Here is a 20,369-nt window from a genome sequence, read left to right on the forward strand (position 1 = left end):
GAACGTGATCTCGACGACAACCTGGCGCCGGTGCCGTTCCGAGACTCGGACCTTCGACTCCCGGTAGGGCCGCGTCCGTTTGAGTGGTGGTCTTTCGCTTCGTTGCGATGATCAGCTGTCGTTAGTTTAGGCGGCGGTGATCTCGGGGAGTATCACCGCCTCGTCGATGGTGGGGGTGGTCGCGGTGAGCTCGGTCATGGAGGCTTCGGAGAAGTAGCGGCGGTCGGCGGCTTCCCATTCGTCGTGTTGCTCGACGAGGACGGAGCCGGCCAGGCGGAGCAGGGCGGCGTTGTTCGGGAACACGCCAACGACGTCGGTGCGGCGCTTGATCTCCCGATTGAGGCGTTCCAGCGGGTTCGTGGACCAGATCTGTCGCCAATGCCGGGCGGGGAACGCTTTGAACGCGAGGATGTCGTCACGGGCGTCGGTGAGCATCACGGCGGTCTTGGGGTGGACGCGCTCGATCATGCGCACGACTTCGTCGAACTGGGCATCGATGTGCTCGGCGTCGGGTTGGGCGAAGATCGTGCGGATCACGCTGGCGACCATCTCCTGCCGGCCCTTCGGGAGGGCGGTCAGGACGTTGCGCATGAAGTGGACGCGGCAGCGCTGCCAGGCGGCGCCCTGCAACACGGTCGCTGCGGCCTTCTTCAGTCCGGCGTGGGCGTCGGAGATCACCAGCTTCACCCCGCCCAGACCTCGTGTCTTCAACGAGCGCAGGAACTGCTTCCAGAACTCCTCGGTCTCGCTGTCTCCGACATCGAAGCCCAGCACGACCCGCCGCCCGTCAGCGGCGACGCCGATCGCGACGACGACCGCCTGGGACACGACACGGTGGTCGATGCGGACCTTGCAGTAGGTCGCGTCGAGGAACACGTAGGGGTAGGCGATGTCAGACAGCGAGCGGTCGCGGAACGATGCGACCTCGGCGTCGAGCCCTTGGCAGATGCGGGACACCTCGGACTTCGAGATGCCAGTGTCAGCGCCGAGCGCTTTGACGAGGTCATCGACCTTCCGGGTTGAGACGCCGTGGAGGTAGGCCTCCATCACGACCGCGAACAAGGCTTGGTCGACCCGGCGGCGCCGCTCCAGCAGCGACGGGAAGAACGACCCCTGCCGCAACTTCGGGATCCGCAACTCCAGATCCCCAGCCGTGGTCGACAGCACCCGCGGCCGGGAACCGTTGCGGGTAGTCGTGCGCTCGCTCGTGCGCTCGTAGGGGGCGGCGCCGATGAATGCGGCTGTCTCCGCGTCGATCAGCTCCTGGTAGAGCCGCTCGGTCGCGGCTCGGATGCGGTCGGTGGTGCCGGTGAGCTTCAGTTCCCCGAGCAGCTCGAGGAGGGCAGACTGGTCAAGAGCCATCGTGCGGTGTCGTCTTTCTGTGTGAGTTCTTGGTCGTTCTCACTGACCATCGCACGATGGCTCACCCCGTCGCGGTCACGACGCCGCGGGCCCGAAAGACCACCACCCCGCGGGACTCCAGGTTGGAATCCGGGTTCGCAACGCCCGAGACCTTCACACGCGCGTTCGTGCAGCGGTTCGAGATCAGTCCATCGGAGTATCGGAGGATGCTGCGCGCGTACCGCGAGCACGCGGACCTGGCGCAGCAGAGCACGACGTTTGCGGGCTTCGCAGAAGAGACGCCGCTGACACTCCGTTATGACCTCGATGCCGTCCCGGTACGGGTTGAGAGCACCCCCGAGCGGCACCTGCTCGTCCTCCGTCATCGCGGGTACAACGGCCTCGGCATCGGGCACCCATCGGTCGAGCCGTGGCAGCAGCTGAGGGCCTTCGCGATAGAGCACGGCATCGCCCACTCCTCCGACCTCCTCGTGGGCATCACCCCAGATGACCCTTACGTGGTGGACAACGAGCAGATCCGCTTCGACGCTGGCATCCCCATTGCCGCACCGATAGATCCACCCCACCCCTTCACCTACCGCCAGATGCCGGCGCAGGTGTGCGTCGCGCATCGGCACACCGGCGGTGCAGAGCAGATCGCGAAGACCTTCGCGGCTATCGGGGTGCAATGGATGCCCTCAGAAGGGTGGCGGTTGCGCTGCGCACCGCCCTTCGAGATCCATCACGTCGACCAGCGCGCGAACGACGCCGTTCGCGTCAGCTGGACAGACGCCTATGTGCCTCTTGATCACCACCCCGACCATCACCCAGGAGAAGGCCCATGATCGCTTTCGAGTTCACCGAGCACATCGACAGATCGCAACAGGAAGTGTTCGCAGTGCTGGCAGATCCCACAAGGGCGGTCGACTACGTCGACGGTGTCGTGAAGAGCGTGAAGGTGACGGATGGCCCGCTCGCTGTGGGGTCCGTCATCGAGGAGACGCGCCGAGTGAAGAGCAAGGAGGCGACGGGGCAGCTGCAGATCGTGGCTCTCGAGCCGCCCACCGCTTTTGCGGTCGCCAGCGAGGCGGAGGGCATCACCGCGACCTACGTCTACCGGCTGCACCCGGCCGGCACCGGCACGCGGATCGAGTGGACGTGCGAGCTCGCCGCCGGCGGACTGCGGCGGATGATGCTGCCCCTGGTGGCCGCGATCACAAAGAAGGAGGACGGCGACCATCTGGCCCGACTCAAGGCATACATCGAATCGCAGCGAGCAACGGAGACCGCCTCGTGATGCCTTCCGACACCAGCGTCGACGAGGCGCTGGACCGGGCAACCGGGCCACGACGCGGCGAGGTAACCGAACTCCTCGAGCTCTTCGAGCACGTTGCACAGCGCCCGCCGGTGGTGTGGGCGGAACGGATTGTCGGGTTCGGCCAATACGGCTACGCGTACGACAGCGGGCGAGAGGGTATCGCGCCTGAGATCGCCTTCGCTTCCGGGTCCAAGCACACGCTTTACCTGGTCGAGGGGTTTGCCGAGCGGTGGCCCGACCTGCTCGAGCGGCTCGGTCCACACCGCACCAGTAGCGCGTGCCTCTACCTCCCCCGATTGTCGGGGGTGGACCAAGATGCGCTGCGGGAACTACTCGATCGCTCCCTCGCCGTCATTCGAGACGTGCACGGCGACGGCAAATGAGCATGGCGTCTCTCGTCCAAGTAGCCCAGCGCGTGGTCGATCTGGAACGCGCCACAGCCTTCTATTCCGCACTGCTCGGCTCCGCCCCTGTGGCCCGATTCGATCCGCCCGGTTTGGTGTTCTTCGATCTCGACGGCGTCCGTTTGCTACTCGAGAGCGCGGCACCGTCAGCGCTGCTCTACCTCCGCGTCGATGATCTGGAGTTAGCCGTCGACCGAGCCGGCGAGGTCGAAATCGTATCCCCGGGGCGGCCGATCTTCACTCACACCAGAGATGCGCTCGGACCAGCAGGGCGAGAAGAATGGCAAGCATTCATTCGCGACCCCGAAGGAAATCTCGTAGGTCTAGTGGCGTTCAGAGATCCAGCGGAAATCAAGTACTGACGGCTTCGACGAAGCTGGCCGCAGCCGTCGTGGACAACTCAGCACAGAATCTGGCCGCACTCCGGTGGACATCTTCGGTGGGAGATCCCGGCTCTGTGGCTGGCACCGCGGACAACTCTGAGCGGTTCCTACACGCCTGTAGGTTCTCGGCGAAGATGGCGGATTCTCAGATGAAGTGGCGGACAAATGGCGGATCCGCCATGTTCCTGAGAACGCTGCATGTAGTCGGACGTGAGGGCGCCGAGTATGCGGGACGAGAGACGGCGACTCTTCCGCAAGATGTCCGAGGTCGGCCGTACGCTGAATCAGCGCCCGCACCCGGGCCGCTGGGGAGAGGTGCTCCATGACGGTTCTCGAGTCTTTCGCTACCCTGCAGTCGGTTGTCGACGCGGATGTGAAGGTCGTGCAGATTGCCCGTGACCGTCGCGACACCTTCACGTCCGCGTTGCTGACCGCGCCGGATGTGAAGGTGGTGTGGGGGTCGGGTTCGCTCGCCCGCAGCACCCAGCTGCAGCCGGTGCATGATGTGGATCTCGTGGTCGAGTTCGATCAGGACGAGCACCCGGACTGGGGCGAGGACGGGGGCTCTGCCGAAGAGGCGATCGAGCGTTGCCATGATCTGGTGAACGATCTCCTCTCCGTGTCCCACGGATCGCGCGCGCAGCTGGTGCGCCTGATCCGCACCGCCGACCGCAATCGCGCCGCGAAGTGTTTCGTCGATCCGCCGGAGCAGGACAACGCGTTCACTGTCGATGTGATGCCAGCGTTGCGACGTCCGGACGGGATCCTGATCCCGTTCAAGAAGGAGGAGCGCTGGTCGCTCGCAGACCCTGAGTACCTCATCAACGAGGTCGCACGGCGGCAGCAGGACTGGTCGTTGTTTCGCCCGCTGGTCCGGGTCCTCAAGTACTGGTCGCGTCAGCATGAAGATGTGACCGGCACGGTCAAGTCGCTCGTGATGGAGGTTCTCGCGTTGGACTGCCTGTCGGTGAGCAACAACCGACCCGAGGCGTTGAAGAACTTCTTCGTCAACGCCTCGACGCACTCCTTGCGCGTTGAAGATCCCGCGGAGCTCTCCGGGTTGATCCAGCCGAGTCTGGACGTGGCCGGTCTGCGCAGGTCCCTAGAGGATGCAGCAGCTGACGCCGTCGCGGCGCTTCGGGCCGTCGCCTCCAATGATCAGCCGGCCGCGACACGTCACTGGCAGTCCGTCTTCGGGACTGCGTTCCCGCTCGTACTGCCTCCCGGTGGAGCGGGAGAGACTGGGCCGCGTCCGGTTCGCGATTCCCCGCAGGGCTGACCTTGATCCTCCGCAGCTGGTGGGAGGATGACCCGGGTCGTCTCGCGCAGGAGATCGACGACATCGGTTCGGTGGCCCCCGCCCTCGAGTGGACGCCCGAAGGTGCCGGTCACTTCAGCGGCGCACTCCCGGTATGGCCATTCACACGACCCGAACCAGCCGGGCTGTCAAACCTCGTCGACCAGCCGCTGCGCGCGCGGGTCGCGTACGGGCACGGCTTCCCCGCGGTCCCACCAATCCTCTACCCTTTGGAACCGCAGCCCGACGTCACCCTGCGAAGCTTCACCCAGTACCACGTGCTCCCCAATGGCGGCCTCTGCCTGCTCCGTGATGCCGACCAGTGGGACCTCTTCTCGCGGACCAGCGATCTGATCCTGAAAGCGTCGGGATGGATGATCGAGTTCGCCCTGTTTCAGCGCGGCAAGATCCCGAACATGACAGTCAACGGCATCGTCACCGACGAGCAACTCGATCACTTGATCACCGCGACCGCGGAAGAGACAGCGTGACCGAGCACAGCGCATGAGTGGCGAGAACTGGCTGGTGCTGTTGCCCACCGAAGCGATGGAGGTCATCGACAAGTCGTACGCGTGGGGCAATCTCACCTGCCGTCTGTCCGCACCGGACAAGGCCGCCATAGTCGTCGCCCTCTCGAACGAAGACTCGGACCTCGTCCATCTCACGGAGGATCCCGACCACTTCCTCACGGTCGCCGACTTCAATCGCGTCGGCCACTGGTACCGAGTGCCGGCGGACGCCGCGTTTTGCGCGTACCTTCTCACCCACCAACACGCGACAATGCCCTTCGACGCCTTCCAGACCCTCGTCCCGCAGGCGATCGCACCGCTTCCCGGCCAATGGCACATCGCCGTGACCTTCTGTCCCGACCCTCCGGAGATCCGCGATGGGGAACGGCTTCCGGCCTGGTCGGCGTGGACGATCTCGAACGACACCGTCCGCCCCATTTCTTTGGACATCCAGGACGGAACCCAGCATGTGACCGCCCTTGGAAGCCTCTGGCCAACCAGCCTCCTCTCGACCTCGCGGGCGCTCCTGCTAGGCGCCGGCAGCATCGGAGGAGCCGCAGCCGAAGCACTCGCAAGCTACGGAGTTGGCCACATCGACCTGGTCGATCCTGACAAGATCCTCTTCCACAACGTTCCCCGGCACGTCCTCGCTGCCGCGAGCGTTGGAATGTCCAAAGTGGATGGATTAAAGGCATCCCTGAACAGGCAGTGGCCGGAAAGCAACATCAGCCCATGGCCCATCGACCTCACCGCCAACGCCAACATCACCCGACCCCTGATTGACGCCGCCGACATCATCATCTGCACCGTCGACGGAGTCGAACCCCGACGCGTCGCAAACTACCTTGCACGCCGTGCGGGCAAACCGATTGTGTTCGCCTGCGTCCTCGCCGACGGCAGATACGGAGAGATTCTGCGCATCCGTGCACTGCCCGAGGTCGGATGCCTCGACTGTCAGCGTCGATACATGCGCGACAACGGAATGATCGATCCCGAACCGAGCCTGGACCGAGGCTACGGGGACGGCACCCGACACAACCCGATGACCGCAATAGGTGGAGACCTTCACCTCGTTGGGAGCATCGCAGCGAAAGTCGCCGTCGCGACTCTCTTGCAAAACGCCGGTGAAGTCGATCAGACCCTCACCGATGACAACCTCGTCATCGCCCTCCGCCCATCACCCGGCTACGCCGCCCCCTTCGATGCGCGACGAGCACTCCACCCGCACTGGTCCTCCGCGACGCCCCCTTACCCGGACTGCCCCGCATGCCATCGCCACCCGTGAGCTGGACCGTCGGTATCACCCAGGGTGCGCTCACATCGATCAGAACGATCATCGCGAGAAGCGACCCCACGCTCGAAACCGGCGGTGCACTCTTCGGACACGAAAACGCCCTCGTCATTACATCCGCCTCCGCACCCGGTCCGAACGCCGTCCACCAACCCGGCTACTTCCTCCGTGACCTCGAATACACCCAACTCGCCGCGGACCGCGCCCACAAGGTCGACCGCTCACAATGGATCGGAGAATGGCACACCCATCCCAACGGTCCGCCAGAACCCAGCCCGCTGGATCTCAACACCTACATCTCCCACCTCGTCGACTTGGAACTTCGCTTCCATCGATTCATCGCGCTTATTGGGTCACCGAATCCCCGCCCGCACCTGAGCGTATGGGTGCTCGCGCAATCGCCAGACGGCATCGAACTCCACCGTGCCGCGCTCGCACTCACAGCAACCGATCAGGGCTCGCGGAACCAGATGCCACCCGGCGAAGCCACTGAAGTCCAACATCGAAGTTGAGGTTTCACCAGTACCGGCCGCTGCCCACATCATTGCTGACCGCTATGCGCGACGGGTAGAACTACGTCGTGGACCTACACAAAGCGCGTGGCGTCCGAACACGAACATTCGACACCATCCCCGCGGGCGATCTCCCAGCCGCGTCCATTGAAAGCGAGACCACCCATGTCCGAACCGTTCGACCTTGCCAAGGCATATACGGCGAAGCAGGACCACATGCTCACAGGGCTGGGGCTCATGCCGCAGTTCACAGATCATCCCGGCACCAAGGGTGACGCCACCGAGGAGCAATGGGTCAGCGTGCTCCGGGAGTTTCTTCCCCAGCGATACGGGGTCGGGCCAATCTTCGCAATCGACTCCCTCGGGCAACAGAGCGGACAGATCGACATTGCGATCTTCGATCGACAGTACTCGCCCCTTTTTTTCGAGCAGGGCGACGTCCGCTTCGTGCCGGTCGAGAGCTTGTACGCCGTTTGTGAGGTGAAGCCCAGAATGAACAAGGAGAACCTCGACTACGCCCGGGACAAGGTCGCCAGCGTTCGCCGACTTCACCGCACCTCAGCGGAGATCCGGCATGCAGGCGGTACGTATCCAGCTCAGGATCCGGAAGCCAAGCCGATCCTGGGTGTCTTTCTCAGCACGGATCTTGATTGGGGAGATATCCGCGGTGCTGCAGCTGTGGGCTCGATCACCGAGCCTCAGCCCACGGGGCTCGATCTCGGCATTGCTGTCCGAGGAGGCGCCTTCGATCAGACTGACGGGGTCGCGTACTCCCCAGGAGGACAGGAACTGATCTGGTTCGCGACGCGTCTGTATCGCGCACTTTCCCGGCTGGGAACAGCTCTAGCAATCGATCTGGATGCCTATTACGTTCCGCTGCAGTCCCCAGGCAGTTAGGAAGCCGTGCGCTCGGCCGATGCGGCTTCCCGGTCGGCGGCGTAGCGTCGCGCGGCTTCCCACCAGTAGTTGTCACGGATCCGGTAGAGCAGGGTCCGCTCTCCGGGCACGCGTCCGACGAACTCAAGGAAGTGTGCGTCGCGGAGCTTGTGGATCAGTGGGTGGACGATGCTCCCCAACAGTCCAGTCGCTTCGACGATCTGCTTGGGAGAGAAGGTGTCGCCTTCGAGGGCGGCGATCTCTATGACGACAGCGTTCATGTAGCTGTTGCCGAAGAACAGCCGCGACTCCGCTGGTGCGATCGGCTCCACTATCGTCATGCCCCGAGTTTCGCATACGTCACCGACGTCCGGCACGTGCGCGAGGTGATTCCGAGGCGACTTCCTTCCCGGTGTTGTCTATCTGACGTACACAACTTGATTCTGGTCGTTTCGAGAGTACAGTGAATGTGACATTCACTAGAACGTACGTCACGTAGTACGTAATTGACCGATTCGCAAGAGCAACTCGGTATGACGTGTGTTACGTATTCGTGGTGGTTTCGTGCATGGATGCACGCGTGTGTGGGCGCCCATGATGGCGACATGTTCACAAACCGCCGGACCGCAGGGGCTGGTTCGTTTCCGTTGTCGTACCAGGGAGCGTCGGGGCTGTGACCGGGCTGGCGTCGACGGTTCAGATTCGCAGGTCAGACGATCACGTCGATGTCATCGCCTTGAATGATGTTCGTCTTCGTCAGTTCGATACCGCGGTGCCGTGGCGGGAGTTTCGTTGGTACCGCAAGCAGCGACACTTCTCCGGCTCGTACTGGTCGGCGACGATGGAGGCCCCGGTGGGGTACGAGTCGCGGTTGGAGTATGTGAACCTGCTGCTGGCCGACTTCGACCCGCGGGTGGTGTGGATCCTCTCGCAGCCGTTTCTGCTCGACGGCGATGATCGCGGCACGCGCCGCAAGCACGTCCCGGATTACCTGTTCGTCCACGCCGATGAGTCGGGGTGCGTGGTTGATGTGAAGCCGGCTGAGAAGTTGTCACGCCCGAAAGTGCGCGATTCTCTGGGATGGTCGCGGCGCGTGATCGAGGGGCACGGCTGGGAGTACCGGGTGCAATCCGAGCCCGATCCTGTCGTGCTGGCGAACGTGCGGTTCCTCGCCGGGTATAGGCGGCGCTTCCAGTTCCTCGAGTCCGAAGTCGATGGCGCAGCAGAGTTGCTATCCACTCCGGTCACATTCGGCGAAGCGGTGCGAGCTGTCACGGCGATCACTGCCGATCCGCGATTGGCTCGGTCCGTTGTGTTGCACCTGATGTGGACGCGGCGCCTGCACACGGACCTCACCCGCGTGCTCGACATCACCAGCCTCCTGGAGACATGAGTGTCGAGCGCGACGATCCACACACCCGCAGATCAACGAGAAGGGAAACGCGTCCGATGAAGAACACCTGGAAGGTCAGCCCGGGGGCCCAGATTGCCTACGACGGAAAGATGTGCACGGTCGCGGAGATCGGTGATGGCGCCGTCATCGTCCGCACCGCGGATGGGCGCACTCGCCGTCTCCGCATGATCGATGTGCTGCAACCGGAGTCGGAAGGCGGCAGAGTGCACGTGCCAGGCAGGGTGGGCGACGACGAGCAGACGCAACCTTTGATGCTTGTCTGGTCGGACGCAACCCAGTCCGCTCAGGCGGGTGCTCACCATCGGGCGGATCACGTCCGTGAGGTGCTCACGGGATACCGGTCGGGCAGTCGTGAGGTCGCCCGAGAGGGCGAGCCACGACTGGAGTACCACCCGCAACGGCCGCTCCGAGAGCGACAGAAGGCCAAGGCCAAAGAGCTCGACATAGGCCTACGGACCCTGGAGCGATGGGTCTCCCGGTATCGAGACACCGGGGAAGCGGGTCTCATCGATACCCGGATGTCACGGACGGGTGCGGCACTGACAAACTTCGACCCGCGGTGGGTTGACGCCGCGCGAACGATACTCGATGAGCAGGACGATCAGTCCAAGGTGCAGAAGAAGATCATCCTCGCCCGGATCCGCGCACGCATCGAGAGACTTCACGGCCCCGACGTCGTCACATTCCCGTCCACCGCCAGCGCATACCGGGGCTTGGACGAGCTCACCCGCGGACGAGGCACTTTCGCGGGTTCCACGAAGGCAAAGAGATCGATCGCGAACCGGCCCGCCGCTCCCTACGGACGGTTGACCGCGTCACGTCCCGGTGAGTTCGTACTTCTTGACACCACCCCACTGAATGTGTTCGCCGTCGCTCCGGTGACGGGCAAGTGGGTCTGCGCGGACCTCACGGTCGCGATCGATCTCTACTCACGGTGCATTCTCGGGCTGCGCTTGACGCCAGGATCGACCAAGTCCATCGACGTGTCCGGTGTTCTCGTCGAAGCGATGCTGCCGTTCGACCTACCGGGCAGTTGGGATACCGCCGCTCGTGTCCCGTATCACGGCGTGCCTGACACGGTGCTCGTCGACCCCACCCGAACCGATGTCGCCCGTTTCACACGCGCCGGCATCTTGCCCGAGACGATCGTCGTGGACCACGGTCGCCCTTTCCTCTCCGAGCATGTCACCACCGCGTGCGCCCGACTGGGCATATCAATCCAGCCAGCCCGTATCTACCAGCCCACCGACAAGAGCCCGGTGGAGCGCTTCTTTCGCACTCTCGACTCTCTCCTGCAGGAGCTCCCCGGCTACAAGGGTGCGGACGTGTCGGGTCGTGGGGACGATGTTGAGGGTGAGGCGGTGTATACGGTTCCGCAGTTGGAGCAGATCATCCGCGAGTGGATCGCGACGGTCTATCACCTCCGCCCGCATGAGTCGCTCGCCGATCCCAGCCTCCCGGGTGTGAAGTTGAGTCCGGCGCAGAAGTATGACCAGGGGCTCGCTGTCGCGGGTTCGCTGCGGATGCCGACGGACCGGAATGTGCTGTTGGAGCTGCTGCCGGTGGTGAAGCGTCAGTTCAACCACTATGGGGTGGAGATTCACAATCTTCGCTACACGGGGGATTCGGTGGCGAAGTACCGCAACCGGGCCCGGTCGATCCACCGGGACACGGGCACGGAGTGGCCGTTCGTGGTGAACCCGGACGACCTGACGAAGATCTACTTCCACGACCCGGAGGATCACACCTGGCACACCCTGGAGTGGGAGCACAAGGACGCGTTCGACACCCCGTTCAGTTTGGACGCGTTGGAGTATGCGAAGAAGATTGCGATCCGGCAGGGCCGCCCCTCGCAGGTCGATGATGTTGCCGCGCAGTTGCTCGAGGACTGGGGCGCGGGCCGAGGGTTGACACCGTCGGAGCGGCGGATGAGCGCCCGGATGGCGGCCCGCCTGGATGAGAAGAACCCCGATCCGGAAGGGGTGTGGTCGTTGCGGACGGTGCAACGGATGCTGGACGCAGAACTCACGGCCGGGTCGGACCTGGCGACGGAGCTGACCGGCGGGGTGAGGGATCCGAGGACACGGGTCGATGTGCCGGAGACCGGAGATGATGACGACGAGGACGACATCGACGAGCCCACCATCCGTGGCGACTACCGCTTCGAGCCGATGGAGATGCTCCGATGACAACCACCCAGCCCCAGCCGCAGGCGGGAGCACGGCAGCGGAGCCTGTCCACCTACGAGGGGTGGAACGACTTCGCAGAACGCCCAGCCCGGACCCGTCCGGACACCCTCACGCTGAAGCGGCTGGCGGCGCTATCCACGCAGGAGCGTGTCGGGTATGACTTGGCGCGGCGTCAGTGGCACGCGAACATCCTGCTGCGCACCCGACAGGTGCAGGAGATCGAGTTGCAACTCGGCGACATCCTGGACTCGAACCTGCAAGACGCCGACCGGGTGAAGTCAGCGGCGGCGATCGACGCGCCGCCGGCGCTCGGGAAGTCCACGGTGGTGAACAACTTCGGTCGAGTGTTCCACCAGCAGCGGATCGCGGAGGCCGGGGAGTGGCTGGATCAGGACCGGGACGTGCGGCACCTGCCGGTGTGTCATGTGACGTTGACGGGCCGGCCGACGATCAAGGGTCTGCACATGATGATCCTCGGGTTCTACGCCCACCCCGCCACCGCCGGGATCCTGCACCGCTCGATGGCGGGTAGAGATCTTGCCCGGGCAGCCGCGGAGTGCATCGAACGCCACGACACGCGCCTGGTGATCGTTGATGATCTCCACTTCCTGCGGATGAATACCCGTGACGGGGTAGAGGTCGCGAACCAGTTGAAGTGGCTCTCGAATGAATACAACGCCACGTTCCTGTTCGCCGGTGTCGCCCTCCGCAAGCGGGGACTCGTCGGGGAGGGCCAGACCGGCGAAGGCGCAGCAATGGCGCAGACCTTCCGACGGTGGACAGTCCTCAGCCTGGAACCTTTCACCCTCGCCCACAAACGCGGCCGCGATGAATGGGACCGGCTGCTGTTCGGCATCGACCAGGCCCTCGTGCTGACCGACGGGAGAGACGGGATGCTCGTCGACCTCTCGCGGTACCTGTTCGCCCGCACGACCGGGAACATCGGGTCGCTGATGGACCTGATCCGCCGCGGCGCATCGCGCGCAATCCGCACCGGCAGGGAACGCATCGATCGGGAGCTGCTCGATGATATTCGCATCGACGAGGGCGCCGAGACGGAACGTCGTGAGCTGGAGGCGAAGCTGGAACGGCAGCTTCGAAGCCAGAGAGCGGGCCGCCGCCGAAAGACCCAGGGTGGCGAGGTGGCAGCCGCATGACCGGCAAGGCCGCGACGCGTTCCGACGAGGTGCGGGTGCTGCCGTTTCGGGTGCGGCCACTGCCGGATGAGCCGTTCGATTCCTGGCTGGAGAAGATGGCGGCCACCTATGGGGCGACGATGAACGAGATGGCATGCGCGCTCGGTCTCATCGAGCAGGAGAAGGGTTTGGCTGTATCGGCGACCGCGTGGATGGCGGACAAGTGGGCCACAACCCTCACCGAGGAGCAGGCTGCCCGGCTTGAGGCTTCCACGGGCATCCCTGCCGATCAGTTTCACGAGATGACGAGGATGCGCTTCGCCCGTCACGCGATCCGCTATACCCGGCAGGGTCGGATCAGCGCGCAATGCCCGGCTGCAGGGACCGCGGGACGATACTGCCCGGAATGCCTGGTCGATTCGGGTGGACGGTGGCGGATGTCGTGGCAGTTCCCGTTCGGGTTCGCCTGTGCCCGCCACCGCCGCCTTCTCGTGGATCGGTGCCAGACCTGTGATCTTCCTGCCCGACACCGCGCTCACCCGCTCGCACTTGTTCCCGTTCCCGGGCGTTGCCACAATCCCGTGCGGGGTCCGGGGAGGGGTCCGCAGGCCAACCGGTGTCGCGCGGACCTCACCGAGGACCGGACCCGCACGCCGGTGCCGCAGGCGGTGCTGGATGCGCAACGGGCGATGATGCGCATCGTCTCCACCGGTCAGGCGCAGTTCGGGATCTATGCTGATGCACCGCAGCCGGCCGTGCCTGTGTTGGAAGACATTCGGCTACTGTCCCGCACCGCGCGGGACGCAATCGTCGGCGGTCACAGCATCGACGCGAGCCCGCTGGGCCGGGAGCTCATTGGGCTGTTCGAGATGAGCGAGGACTGGACGAGGGCGATCCGGGCGCGACCAGACTCTGCCGTCGGGGCCGCTGTCGGCACCACCCTCGGTCACCGCGCACTGACCAATCCGGCCGCGATCATCTCCCTGCTGCAGGGGCGGCTGGCGCACAGCACGTCGTACACCGCGCACACACCACAACTACAGACCCTGATCGCGGCCGCGCTGGGTCGCCGCCGCCGCCCCACCGTGTTTCTGCAGTCCGCACCGCCGTCGGGCGTCAGCCCGGAAGAGCGAGCACGGAAAGTGCCGGCACAGTTGTGGGGGGACTGGATCGCCCAGTACGCCCCACTGCGGGTCGACAACGAGATCGCCGCGTCCGCGCTGGCAGCAGCGGTCGTGTTTACCGGCACGAGGCTCACACACTCCGCCGCGCTCGCGCTGCTCGATCCGCACGCACCGTCACGGCAGGTGACGCACGTGATGCGTGAGCTGGGCCGCAGCACTCACCACGTGACGACCCTGCACGCGGTCCTCCGCCTGGCAGCTCTATTGGACACGCAAGACGTGCCCATCGACTACGCCCGCCGCCGCCACCTCGACTACACCGATCTCCTGCCCGAATCACAGTGGGGGCAGCTCTGCCGGGACGCGGGCGTGTCCCCAGGGAGCGGACGACGCTGGGAGTTGGCGCGCGCAGCCCTGTACCAAGAACTCTCCGGGAACCCGCTGCGTGCGATGCCTACGGCGTGGCACACGACCAGGGCGAGCCCGCCCGCCGTAGCCCGCTTCGTAGAGGAGCTCCCGCCGGCGGTGCGGGCGGCGCTCGATCAGATCGCCGCAGAGTTCCTCGTCGCCAACGGCATTCAGGAGCCCGTCACCTGGACACCCGAACCCACCCCTCAGCTCCCGGAAGTCGGACCCCAGATCGCGCCGTCGTGGCCGCCCATCCGGCCGGCACGAGCGACAGCGACAGAAGCCATGCCACCAGACCGGCTGACGCAGGTGTACGCGGCGGGAGCTTCCACCTACACGATCGCCGCAGACACGAGGGTGTCTCGGCAGACAGTGGGTCGCATTCTCGCCGACGCGGGCACCCGGACTCGAAGGGGACGACCCCGCACCTTCGACCTCGACCCCCGTTGGCTCCGCGATCACTATGAAACGAAGCACTGGACCATCGCACAGATCGCGCAGCTCGCCGGCTGTAGCGAGATGACCATCAACCGGCATTTGCATAGCGCCGGCATCCCGGTCCGCCCACGCGGGGCGCGCATCAACGGGTCTACCTCGGACGCAGGCAGGCAACGATCTGACCCGCCCGCCCCGCGGGGCCCATCACAGGCTCACGGACTCCGTCGCAGCACTCCCGTCGAGCCATCGACGAATACTCGAATTCCAGACACGCGAAGGACGTCGGCATGACGCAGAAGAAACGAACTTCCAGTCGGCTGCGGCACGACGCGCGGGAACGCGTGAAGGTGACAGGAGAGAAGTACACCACGGCGCTGAAGGCAGTCATGGATGCGGGTTCATCCAGCAGCCGAGCTGGAGGACGAGATCAGGGCGAGGAGCCTGCGGGTCCCGCCGACACGCAACGCGCACCCGACGACACCCGTGACCGGAGCTGAGTCCGGGGTGGGATCTCTGCGATGACGGTCGAGGGCAAGGAATGCGTGGTGTCGGCCGACTCAGGCCGGGAGGACAAGCCGTGGTCGGCACCTCACCTCGCGCCGCTGTTCATTGAACTCACCGCTGACGAGACGGCGCCGGTGTGGGCGCGTCGCGCTGTGACATTCCTCCATCGCTACGCCCGCGAACACGGCCAATCCCCGACCTTCCGGGAAGTATTCCCGGAGCTCGCGTCGCACGATCTCAGCGCCGCGGAGCATCAGGCTGCCTGGACGTCGTCGTCGCCGCGGTACCTGACGATGGTGCACTGGCAGCGTTGTGGATGGATCCGCTTCCGACGAGAACCGCGGACCCTCCGATCCGGCCCCGCGGCAGGCGAACTGTTCATACCGTCGCCCGCGCCGAAAGCGCGTCCGAGGCAGTCCTAAGCCTTGGCGGTGTTCCCGGGGGAGTCGGGGTGGGAAGAGTAGAGCGCGCCGAGGAGTTCCTCCAGCGCGACGCGCAGTTCGTTGTAGCCCATCGTGTAGAACATCGCGTCGGAGTTCGAGGTTTCGGTGGCGTCGAGGTTGGCGAGGAGTTGACGGGCTTCACGGACCGCCACATCGAGCCACGGCTCGACATCCGGTAGGCCCCGGACCCACTCGTCGATGACGGTGAACGGGATGGGCACGTATGCGTGGGCGTCGACGCCGACGTGGAACTGGTGCCCATTCGGGCCGTGGTCGCGTGCGTGCGTGTGACCGTGCAACAGCGGGATCCCATCGTCCCAGCGGGGCCGGTGCGACGTGTGTCGGTCCGACTCCTGCGAGTCGCCCTTGTACGGGTAGTGGGATGCGAGGATCCGGTAGCCGTGCCGGGTGCCTTCGATGACCTCCGGCAGAATCGTCCACCCGGCCGCCTCGTAGAGCGGCGCGAACCGTTCGATCGCCTTCCTGGACTGTGTCGCTGGTGAGACCCGGTCATGGTTCCCGGGGACGAGGTACCGGTGACCGTTCAGCTGCGCGGTGAGGGTGATCGATTCCTCGATCGGCCCGAGCGCGACATCCCCGAGATGTAGCACCACATCTGTCGGGGCGACCGTCTCGTTCCAGCGGCGGATGAGCTCGGTGTTCATCTCGTTGACGGTGGTGAATGGACGGTCCGCGAGTTCGCTGATCCGGGCGTGGCTGAAGTGGGTGTCCGCGGTGACGTAGTCGACTCGGTCGAAGTCGAACCACGGATACTCACTCACGGCTAACGCTCCTCGCATGTGACGGATGTCTAGCAGAATCTAGCGGTGTCTAGCGTTTCGGTAGACACCGCTAGATGTTCCTAGAGTTCGTCGAGATCGATCCCGAATTTCCGGGCGAGATCGGAGCGCGCCACCTCCGCACTGTCGGCGGGACGCTCCCGGGCGATACGGGCGATTTCCTCGTCTTCCGCCGCATCCTCCGTGGCGGCGACCGCTGCCAGCTCATCGATCAGGACAAGAACGGGTGTGCCGTCGGCGGTCGCGCGGCGGCGGATCTCGGCGGCGGCATGGCCGAGGGTGTACATCCGCTCCCACGGGTGCTCGCCGTGGCGAGCGATGGCCACGGTGTCGCGGGTGTAGCTGCGCTCATCGCCTGGGACGAGCCACCGTTCGGTGCCGTCCGAGGCGAGGAAGAAGTCGACGTAGCAGTTCCCACACGGCATCCGGTAGACCCCGGGCTCGGTGGGGGCAGAGTCGGTGCTACGCGCGATCATGTCGCGGATGATCCGCCCCCAGTCCGTGTTGCCGTCAGAGTGTGACATCGGCCAGACCCTTCGTTTGGCGAACGGAGTAGTCTCTCACACCGGTGAATTTGTGTCCACTGATTGGGTCAGAGCCTGTTCGAGTCGAGTGGTTGCTCTCGCTCAGGAAGTCTCGCCCGTCGTGAGATGCTCGCCTCATGGCATCGCACACTTCAAGCGGCTGAAAGCGGCCCCAGAAGACCTCATCGACATCCAGCGCTGCGTGACGTTCGTCGCGGGCATGGGCCTGGACCCCGTTTGGCCCGAGGCCCAGCAAGGCCTAGCAGCCGGTGGAAGGCCATTTCACTCGACGCGCTGGACCGATCACAACTCAATGGGTAGCCCACCCGAGGCACATGAACGTGCTGCTCAAGGCGCGCCGCCTCGGTGGGACGGCGGACGGCGACTGATATATCGAGCCGTGTCATCGCAGCCGGTGTCTGCAGCATGCAACAGACTGATCTGGCAACCCGGCTTCGCCGGTAATGCACAGCCCCTGGCAGACACAGCGGGCCAAGTGACCACGAGCGGAGAACAGATGGCGAAGATGCGAGTGCACGAGCTCGCCGCCGAACTGGGAGTCGACGCAAAGGCCGTCTTGGTCCGTCTGCGAGAACTTGGTGAGTTCGTCAAGAGCCCGTCTTCATCGATAGAAGCTCCAGTTGCTCGCAAGGTGAGGGCGTCGTTCGGTGCCCGACCCCCTCGACCCGGTTCGCCTCGGCCATCGCCGATGCGACGTGAGCACGTAGACCCGCATGTCGATCGGCCGGGATTCGATCCGACCGCACCATCCACTCGACAGTTCGGCTGGCGATCGGGCGCTGTGGCGGCGCCCCAGCACCCAGACCTGCTGGCAAACGTCGAGCGCGTTCGATACAAGTACCCGGTCCTGCGTGACCACATCGACGCTCTGCGAAGTCTTGGCTCCCAGGTGGTCTACGCGGGGTTCTGCCGTCAGGATGGCTTCAGGGACTGCGCGATCGTCCATGTGCGATTCAGTGGAGCGATCGAGGCCGGGTTTGGGTTTACCCGCGAGGTGATGATCTTCTACAGTCCGCATGAGGATCTCCAGGGCCGGACCTTCCAGGCTGCGGCCCGCGAGCTCGGTGGCGCCGATCGTTCCATCACTCCGGACATCTTCTTCATGTGGTCGCCCGATCGGCGTCTACAGATCAAACTGAACGACTGGTCGCGCCCCGCGAAACTAGCGATCCCGCTCTTGATTGACGACGAAGACGAACTCTCGCTAATTACCCTTCTTCGCGACTACATCTATGCCCGAGACCTCTTCTACATGACGACTCCCGTGTATGGCGCGAGCTTCTTCGGCCGCAGGACACTGCTGCAGTCGATGCGTGACGACGTGTTCAACCAGCGAGTCACAGGCGTCTTCGGACTGCGGAAGTCGGGCAAGACGAGCATCCTCATGCAGCTTAAGGAGGAGTTGCAAGAGGACAAAGTGGTGACCGTCCTCATGGACCTGGAGGCCTTCCCCTCTCCGCCGGAAGACCCCACCGACGACATCGTCAGCGATCTGCGTCGACGACTGATTGCTGAACTCAAAGCTCACAAGCTGCGCACCCAAGAGCTTTCGCAGCTGCAGGAACGCCCGAGCATCCTCGACCTGAAGAACGCTCTCCAGGCGATACTCAAGCATCTCCACAAAGACGGGCATAGGATCCTGCTCCTCCTGGACGAGATCGAGTACTTGACCCCAGCGGATCGCATCGATATCGCTGAAGGCGACATGCCACGCATTGCGCAGCTGCTATCGGCCCTCAGGAGCATCGTGCAGGAGTCTGAGAACTTCACCTTCGTGCTGTCCGGCCTTACAAGCGCCATCGTTGAAGGTGGACGACTGTATGGTCGACCGAATCCCCTCTTCTCTTGGGCGAAGGCCGTGTACGTGAAGCCGCTGGAGCGAGAAGAGGCGGACGATCTCGCGAGCACCGTCGGCGGCAAGATGGGCATCCAGATCGAACCTGGTGCGCTCGAGGCACTCCACGAGGCGTCCGGTGGTCACGCCTATCTGTATCGAAATCTGAGCTCAGCCGTCGTGCAGCACCTTCCGACCGACGTCTTCCAACGTACGATGACTCGCGCTTCCGTGCTCACAGAACTTGATGATTGGAAGAGTCGCGTCCAAGGCAACATTGAGGAGATGGTCCAACACGTCAAGCGCTACTACGCGAACGAGGCCGTCATGCTGGACGTGCTGATGGACAGTGCAGCCGACTTCAAGGAACTCGCATCCAGCGAGCACGTCGCAGTTCGTCGACTGAAGGACCTGGGTCTGATTCACGAACAGGACGGCGAGTTCGAAGTCAGCGTGATCCTGGAGCTCGTATGAGCGCGACCGACTACTCCGACTGGATACTGGGCGTTCACCGAAAAGCGGAGCAACTCCGCGTCGTGTTCCTGCAGCTGGGCTCGAGCAACGAGCCAGCCCGCCGCGCTCTGGGGGCTTCGCAGGTGAACGTGACGCGCGTCCGGGACTACTTGCAGCCAGATGGCCCACTTACCACCGGAACAGTCGTGATCGACGGGATGGAGTCGCTCACGATGCAGAGTGAGGCCACTCAGATGGGTGCGCTACGCGAGCGCGTCTTCAGCGACGTCGAGGCCGGCGGCAGGGTCATCCTCCTCTCCCGGGCGCCTCGGATTGCTTTCCCTCCAGTGGTCGGGAGTTCGCTCCTTGACGACGCCAGCCTGGCGCATGCTCCGGTCGTCAAGAGCACAGGCGCTCACGAGTGGCCAACGTGCGTTGAAGACGGCGCCTCCCCGGCCGACGTACTGTGCCGGGCGCTGACAGAACTCGGTATGGACCTGGCTGCGTCTCTCGATCGTGTCGTGTACGAGAGCCTGCTGATTGGCCAGAGCGCGCTGGGCCTGCTCAACGCGAGGGAGCTTGAGGCGCTGGATGGTTCCAGCCTTACAGCGCCCGACGGTGCGACTCGGACATGGAATTTTCCGAAGCATCTCGGACCGCTCAAGAAGGCGCTCGACGAGGTTCTCGCGGATGCCCTCGATCCTCAGCAGCAGCTTGCCGAGGTGAGTTCGGGACTCTGGAAGATCGAGCGGATCATCCGACGCGAAGTGCGTCGGCGCGCAATCGCCGCATGGGCGGAGAACTGGCGCACGCAGTGCCTGAACGGCGACCTTCCGGAAAAAGTGCTCGAGCGAGCGAGCGAATCGGCATACATGGGCGCCACGTCGGTCAAGCAATTGCGCGACCCTCTCGAATGGCTCTCACTCGGGGAGTTGCTCCAACTAAAGGGCCGTTCCCAGATCGGCGACTTGGGGTTGAGCGCCGCTCACTGGCGACAGTTCAGCGCGCAGATCATGCCGATTCGGAATCGTCTGGCACACATGCGCAGTCTTCGGCCCGAGGACGCCGCCGACGTCGTCAAATGGCAGCGAGTGCTCGAAATGCGATTCCCCACAAATTGAGACGAGCGCACTGCGAGGAGCGTACGCCC

General features: G+C 64.5%; 20 protein-coding genes and 1 pseudogene. 17 read left to right on the top strand and 4 right to left on the bottom strand.

Features of this window, described 5'->3' with window-relative positions:
• Positions 1–126 precede the first annotated feature (126 nt).
• The gene (locus tag BKA24_RS01740) at positions 127–1,362 is read right to left on the bottom strand and encodes an IS256 family transposase (RefSeq protein ID WP_046746337.1); all 1,236 of its coding nucleotides are present in this window, start codon (positions 1,360–1,362) and stop codon (positions 127–129) included.
• 56 nt (positions 1,363–1,418) lie between these two features.
• Between BKA24_RS01740 and BKA24_RS01745 the strand changes: the two genes are divergently transcribed.
• The 9 genes from BKA24_RS01745 to BKA24_RS01785 all read left to right on the top strand — a co-directional run bounded on the left by BKA24_RS01745 (position 1,419) and on the right by BKA24_RS01785 (position 7,952).
• Positions 1,419–2,186 (top strand): AraC family transcriptional regulator, encoded by a 768-nt coding sequence (locus tag BKA24_RS01745; RefSeq protein ID WP_067121902.1) that lies wholly within the window; start codon positions 1,419–1,421, stop codon positions 2,184–2,186.
• A complete protein-coding gene (locus BKA24_RS01750; protein WP_054687628.1) occupies positions 2,183–2,638 on the top strand; it encodes an SRPBCC family protein in 456 nt (151 codons plus the stop codon). Before BKA24_RS01745 ends, BKA24_RS01750 begins: the two co-directional genes overlap by 4 nt.
• Complete coding sequence (locus BKA24_RS01755; protein ID WP_062637438.1) at positions 2,638–3,042, top strand: DUF1801 domain-containing protein; 405 nt, start codon at positions 2,638–2,640, stop codon at positions 3,040–3,042. The genes BKA24_RS01750 and BKA24_RS01755 overlap by 1 nt, the downstream gene beginning before the upstream one ends.
• A 2-nt stretch (positions 3,043–3,044) precedes the next feature.
• Complete coding sequence (locus BKA24_RS01760; protein WP_085603663.1) at positions 3,045–3,425, top strand: VOC family protein; 381 nt, start codon at positions 3,045–3,047, stop codon at positions 3,423–3,425.
• A 535-nt stretch (positions 3,426–3,960) separates the two neighbouring features.
• A complete protein-coding gene (locus tag BKA24_RS01765) occupies positions 3,961–4,725 on the top strand; it encodes a nucleotidyltransferase (protein ID WP_221417257.1) in 765 nt (254 codons plus the stop codon).
• Between the two features lie 2 nt (positions 4,726–4,727).
• Positions 4,728–5,234: a hypothetical protein gene (locus BKA24_RS01770; RefSeq protein WP_005054597.1), complete on the top strand. Its 507-nt coding sequence runs from the start codon at positions 4,728–4,730 to the stop codon at positions 5,232–5,234.
• 13 nt (positions 5,235–5,247) lie between these two features.
• Positions 5,248–6,537 carry a ThiF family adenylyltransferase gene (locus tag BKA24_RS01775; protein WP_005054595.1) on the top strand — a complete coding sequence of 430 codons (1,290 nt, stop codon included), beginning with the start codon at positions 5,248–5,250 and terminating at the stop codon, positions 6,535–6,537.
• Entirely contained in the window at positions 6,534–7,055 is a 522-nt protein-coding gene (locus tag BKA24_RS01780; RefSeq protein ID WP_052323164.1) for a Mov34/MPN/PAD-1 family protein, read from the top strand. The genes BKA24_RS01775 and BKA24_RS01780 overlap by 4 nt, the downstream gene beginning before the upstream one ends.
• A 165-nt stretch (positions 7,056–7,220) precedes the next feature.
• Complete coding sequence (locus tag BKA24_RS01785) at positions 7,221–7,952, top strand: DUF6602 domain-containing protein (RefSeq protein WP_005054591.1); 732 nt, start codon at positions 7,221–7,223, stop codon at positions 7,950–7,952.
• On the opposite strand, the gene BKA24_RS01790 is transcribed toward BKA24_RS01785, so the two are convergent.
• Positions 7,949–8,272: a hypothetical protein gene (locus BKA24_RS01790; RefSeq protein WP_005054589.1), complete on the bottom strand. Its 324-nt coding sequence runs from the start codon at positions 8,270–8,272 to the stop codon at positions 7,949–7,951. The two genes, BKA24_RS01785 and BKA24_RS01790, sit on opposite strands and share 4 nt — an antisense overlap.
• A gap of 332 nt (positions 8,273–8,604) precedes the next feature.
• Between BKA24_RS01790 and BKA24_RS01795 the strand changes: the two genes are divergently transcribed.
• From BKA24_RS01795 to BKA24_RS01815, 5 genes are all read left to right on the top strand, one after another.
• Positions 8,605–9,324: a TnsA-like heteromeric transposase endonuclease subunit gene (locus BKA24_RS01795; protein ID WP_005055286.1), complete on the top strand. Its 720-nt coding sequence runs from the start codon at positions 8,605–8,607 to the stop codon at positions 9,322–9,324.
• A gap of 56 nt (positions 9,325–9,380) precedes the next feature.
• Positions 9,381–11,534 (top strand): DDE-type integrase/transposase/recombinase, encoded by a 2,154-nt coding sequence (locus tag BKA24_RS01800; RefSeq protein WP_005055284.1) that lies wholly within the window; start codon positions 9,381–9,383, stop codon positions 11,532–11,534.
• The gene (locus tag BKA24_RS01805; RefSeq protein ID WP_005055282.1) at positions 11,531–12,691 is read left to right on the top strand and encodes an AAA family ATPase; all 1,161 of its coding nucleotides are present in this window, start codon (positions 11,531–11,533) and stop codon (positions 12,689–12,691) included. Before BKA24_RS01800 ends, BKA24_RS01805 begins: the two co-directional genes overlap by 4 nt.
• On the top strand, positions 12,688–14,931 hold the full coding sequence (locus BKA24_RS01810) for a TniQ family protein (RefSeq protein WP_101305218.1): 2,244 nt from the start codon (positions 12,688–12,690) through the stop codon (positions 14,929–14,931). The genes BKA24_RS01805 and BKA24_RS01810 overlap by 4 nt, the downstream gene beginning before the upstream one ends.
• Before the next feature lie 227 nt (positions 14,932–15,158).
• Positions 15,159–15,566 (top strand): hypothetical protein, encoded by a 408-nt coding sequence (locus BKA24_RS01815; RefSeq protein WP_043341843.1) that lies wholly within the window; start codon positions 15,159–15,161, stop codon positions 15,564–15,566.
• On the opposite strand, the gene BKA24_RS01820 is transcribed toward BKA24_RS01815, so the two are convergent.
• Together BKA24_RS01820 and BKA24_RS01825 are read right to left on the bottom strand one after the other, a co-directional pair.
• Positions 15,563–16,369, bottom strand: coding sequence for a metallophosphoesterase (locus BKA24_RS01820; RefSeq protein WP_184214578.1), 807 nt, complete (start codon positions 16,367–16,369; stop codon positions 15,563–15,565). The two genes, BKA24_RS01815 and BKA24_RS01820, sit on opposite strands and share 4 nt — an antisense overlap.
• Before the next feature lie 80 nt (positions 16,370–16,449).
• A complete protein-coding gene (locus tag BKA24_RS01825) occupies positions 16,450–16,911 on the bottom strand; it encodes a hypothetical protein (protein WP_005054965.1) in 462 nt (153 codons plus the stop codon).
• 517 nt (positions 16,912–17,428) lie between these two features.
• On the opposite strand from BKA24_RS01825, the pseudogene BKA24_RS15465 reads away from it, so the two are divergent.
• The 3 genes and pseudogenes from BKA24_RS15465 to BKA24_RS01835 form a co-directional block, all read left to right on the top strand.
• A pseudogene (locus BKA24_RS15465) lies at positions 17,429–17,578 on the top strand (translation initiation factor IF-2 N-terminal domain-containing protein); the annotation flags it as partial.
• A gap of 42 nt (positions 17,579–17,620) precedes the next feature.
• Positions 17,621–19,240 (top strand): AAA family ATPase, encoded by a 1,620-nt coding sequence (locus BKA24_RS01830; RefSeq protein WP_230007221.1) that lies wholly within the window; start codon positions 17,621–17,623, stop codon positions 19,238–19,240.
• On the top strand, positions 19,237–20,340 hold the full coding sequence (locus BKA24_RS01835; RefSeq protein ID WP_184214582.1) for a hypothetical protein: 1,104 nt from the start codon (positions 19,237–19,239) through the stop codon (positions 20,338–20,340). Before BKA24_RS01830 ends, BKA24_RS01835 begins: the two co-directional genes overlap by 4 nt.
• The last annotated feature ends 29 nt before the right edge of the window (positions 20,341–20,369 follow it).

It is taken from the genome of Microbacterium marinum, from assembly GCF_014204835.1.
Lineage (GTDB): Bacteria > Actinomycetota > Actinomycetes > Actinomycetales > Microbacteriaceae > Microbacterium > Microbacterium marinum.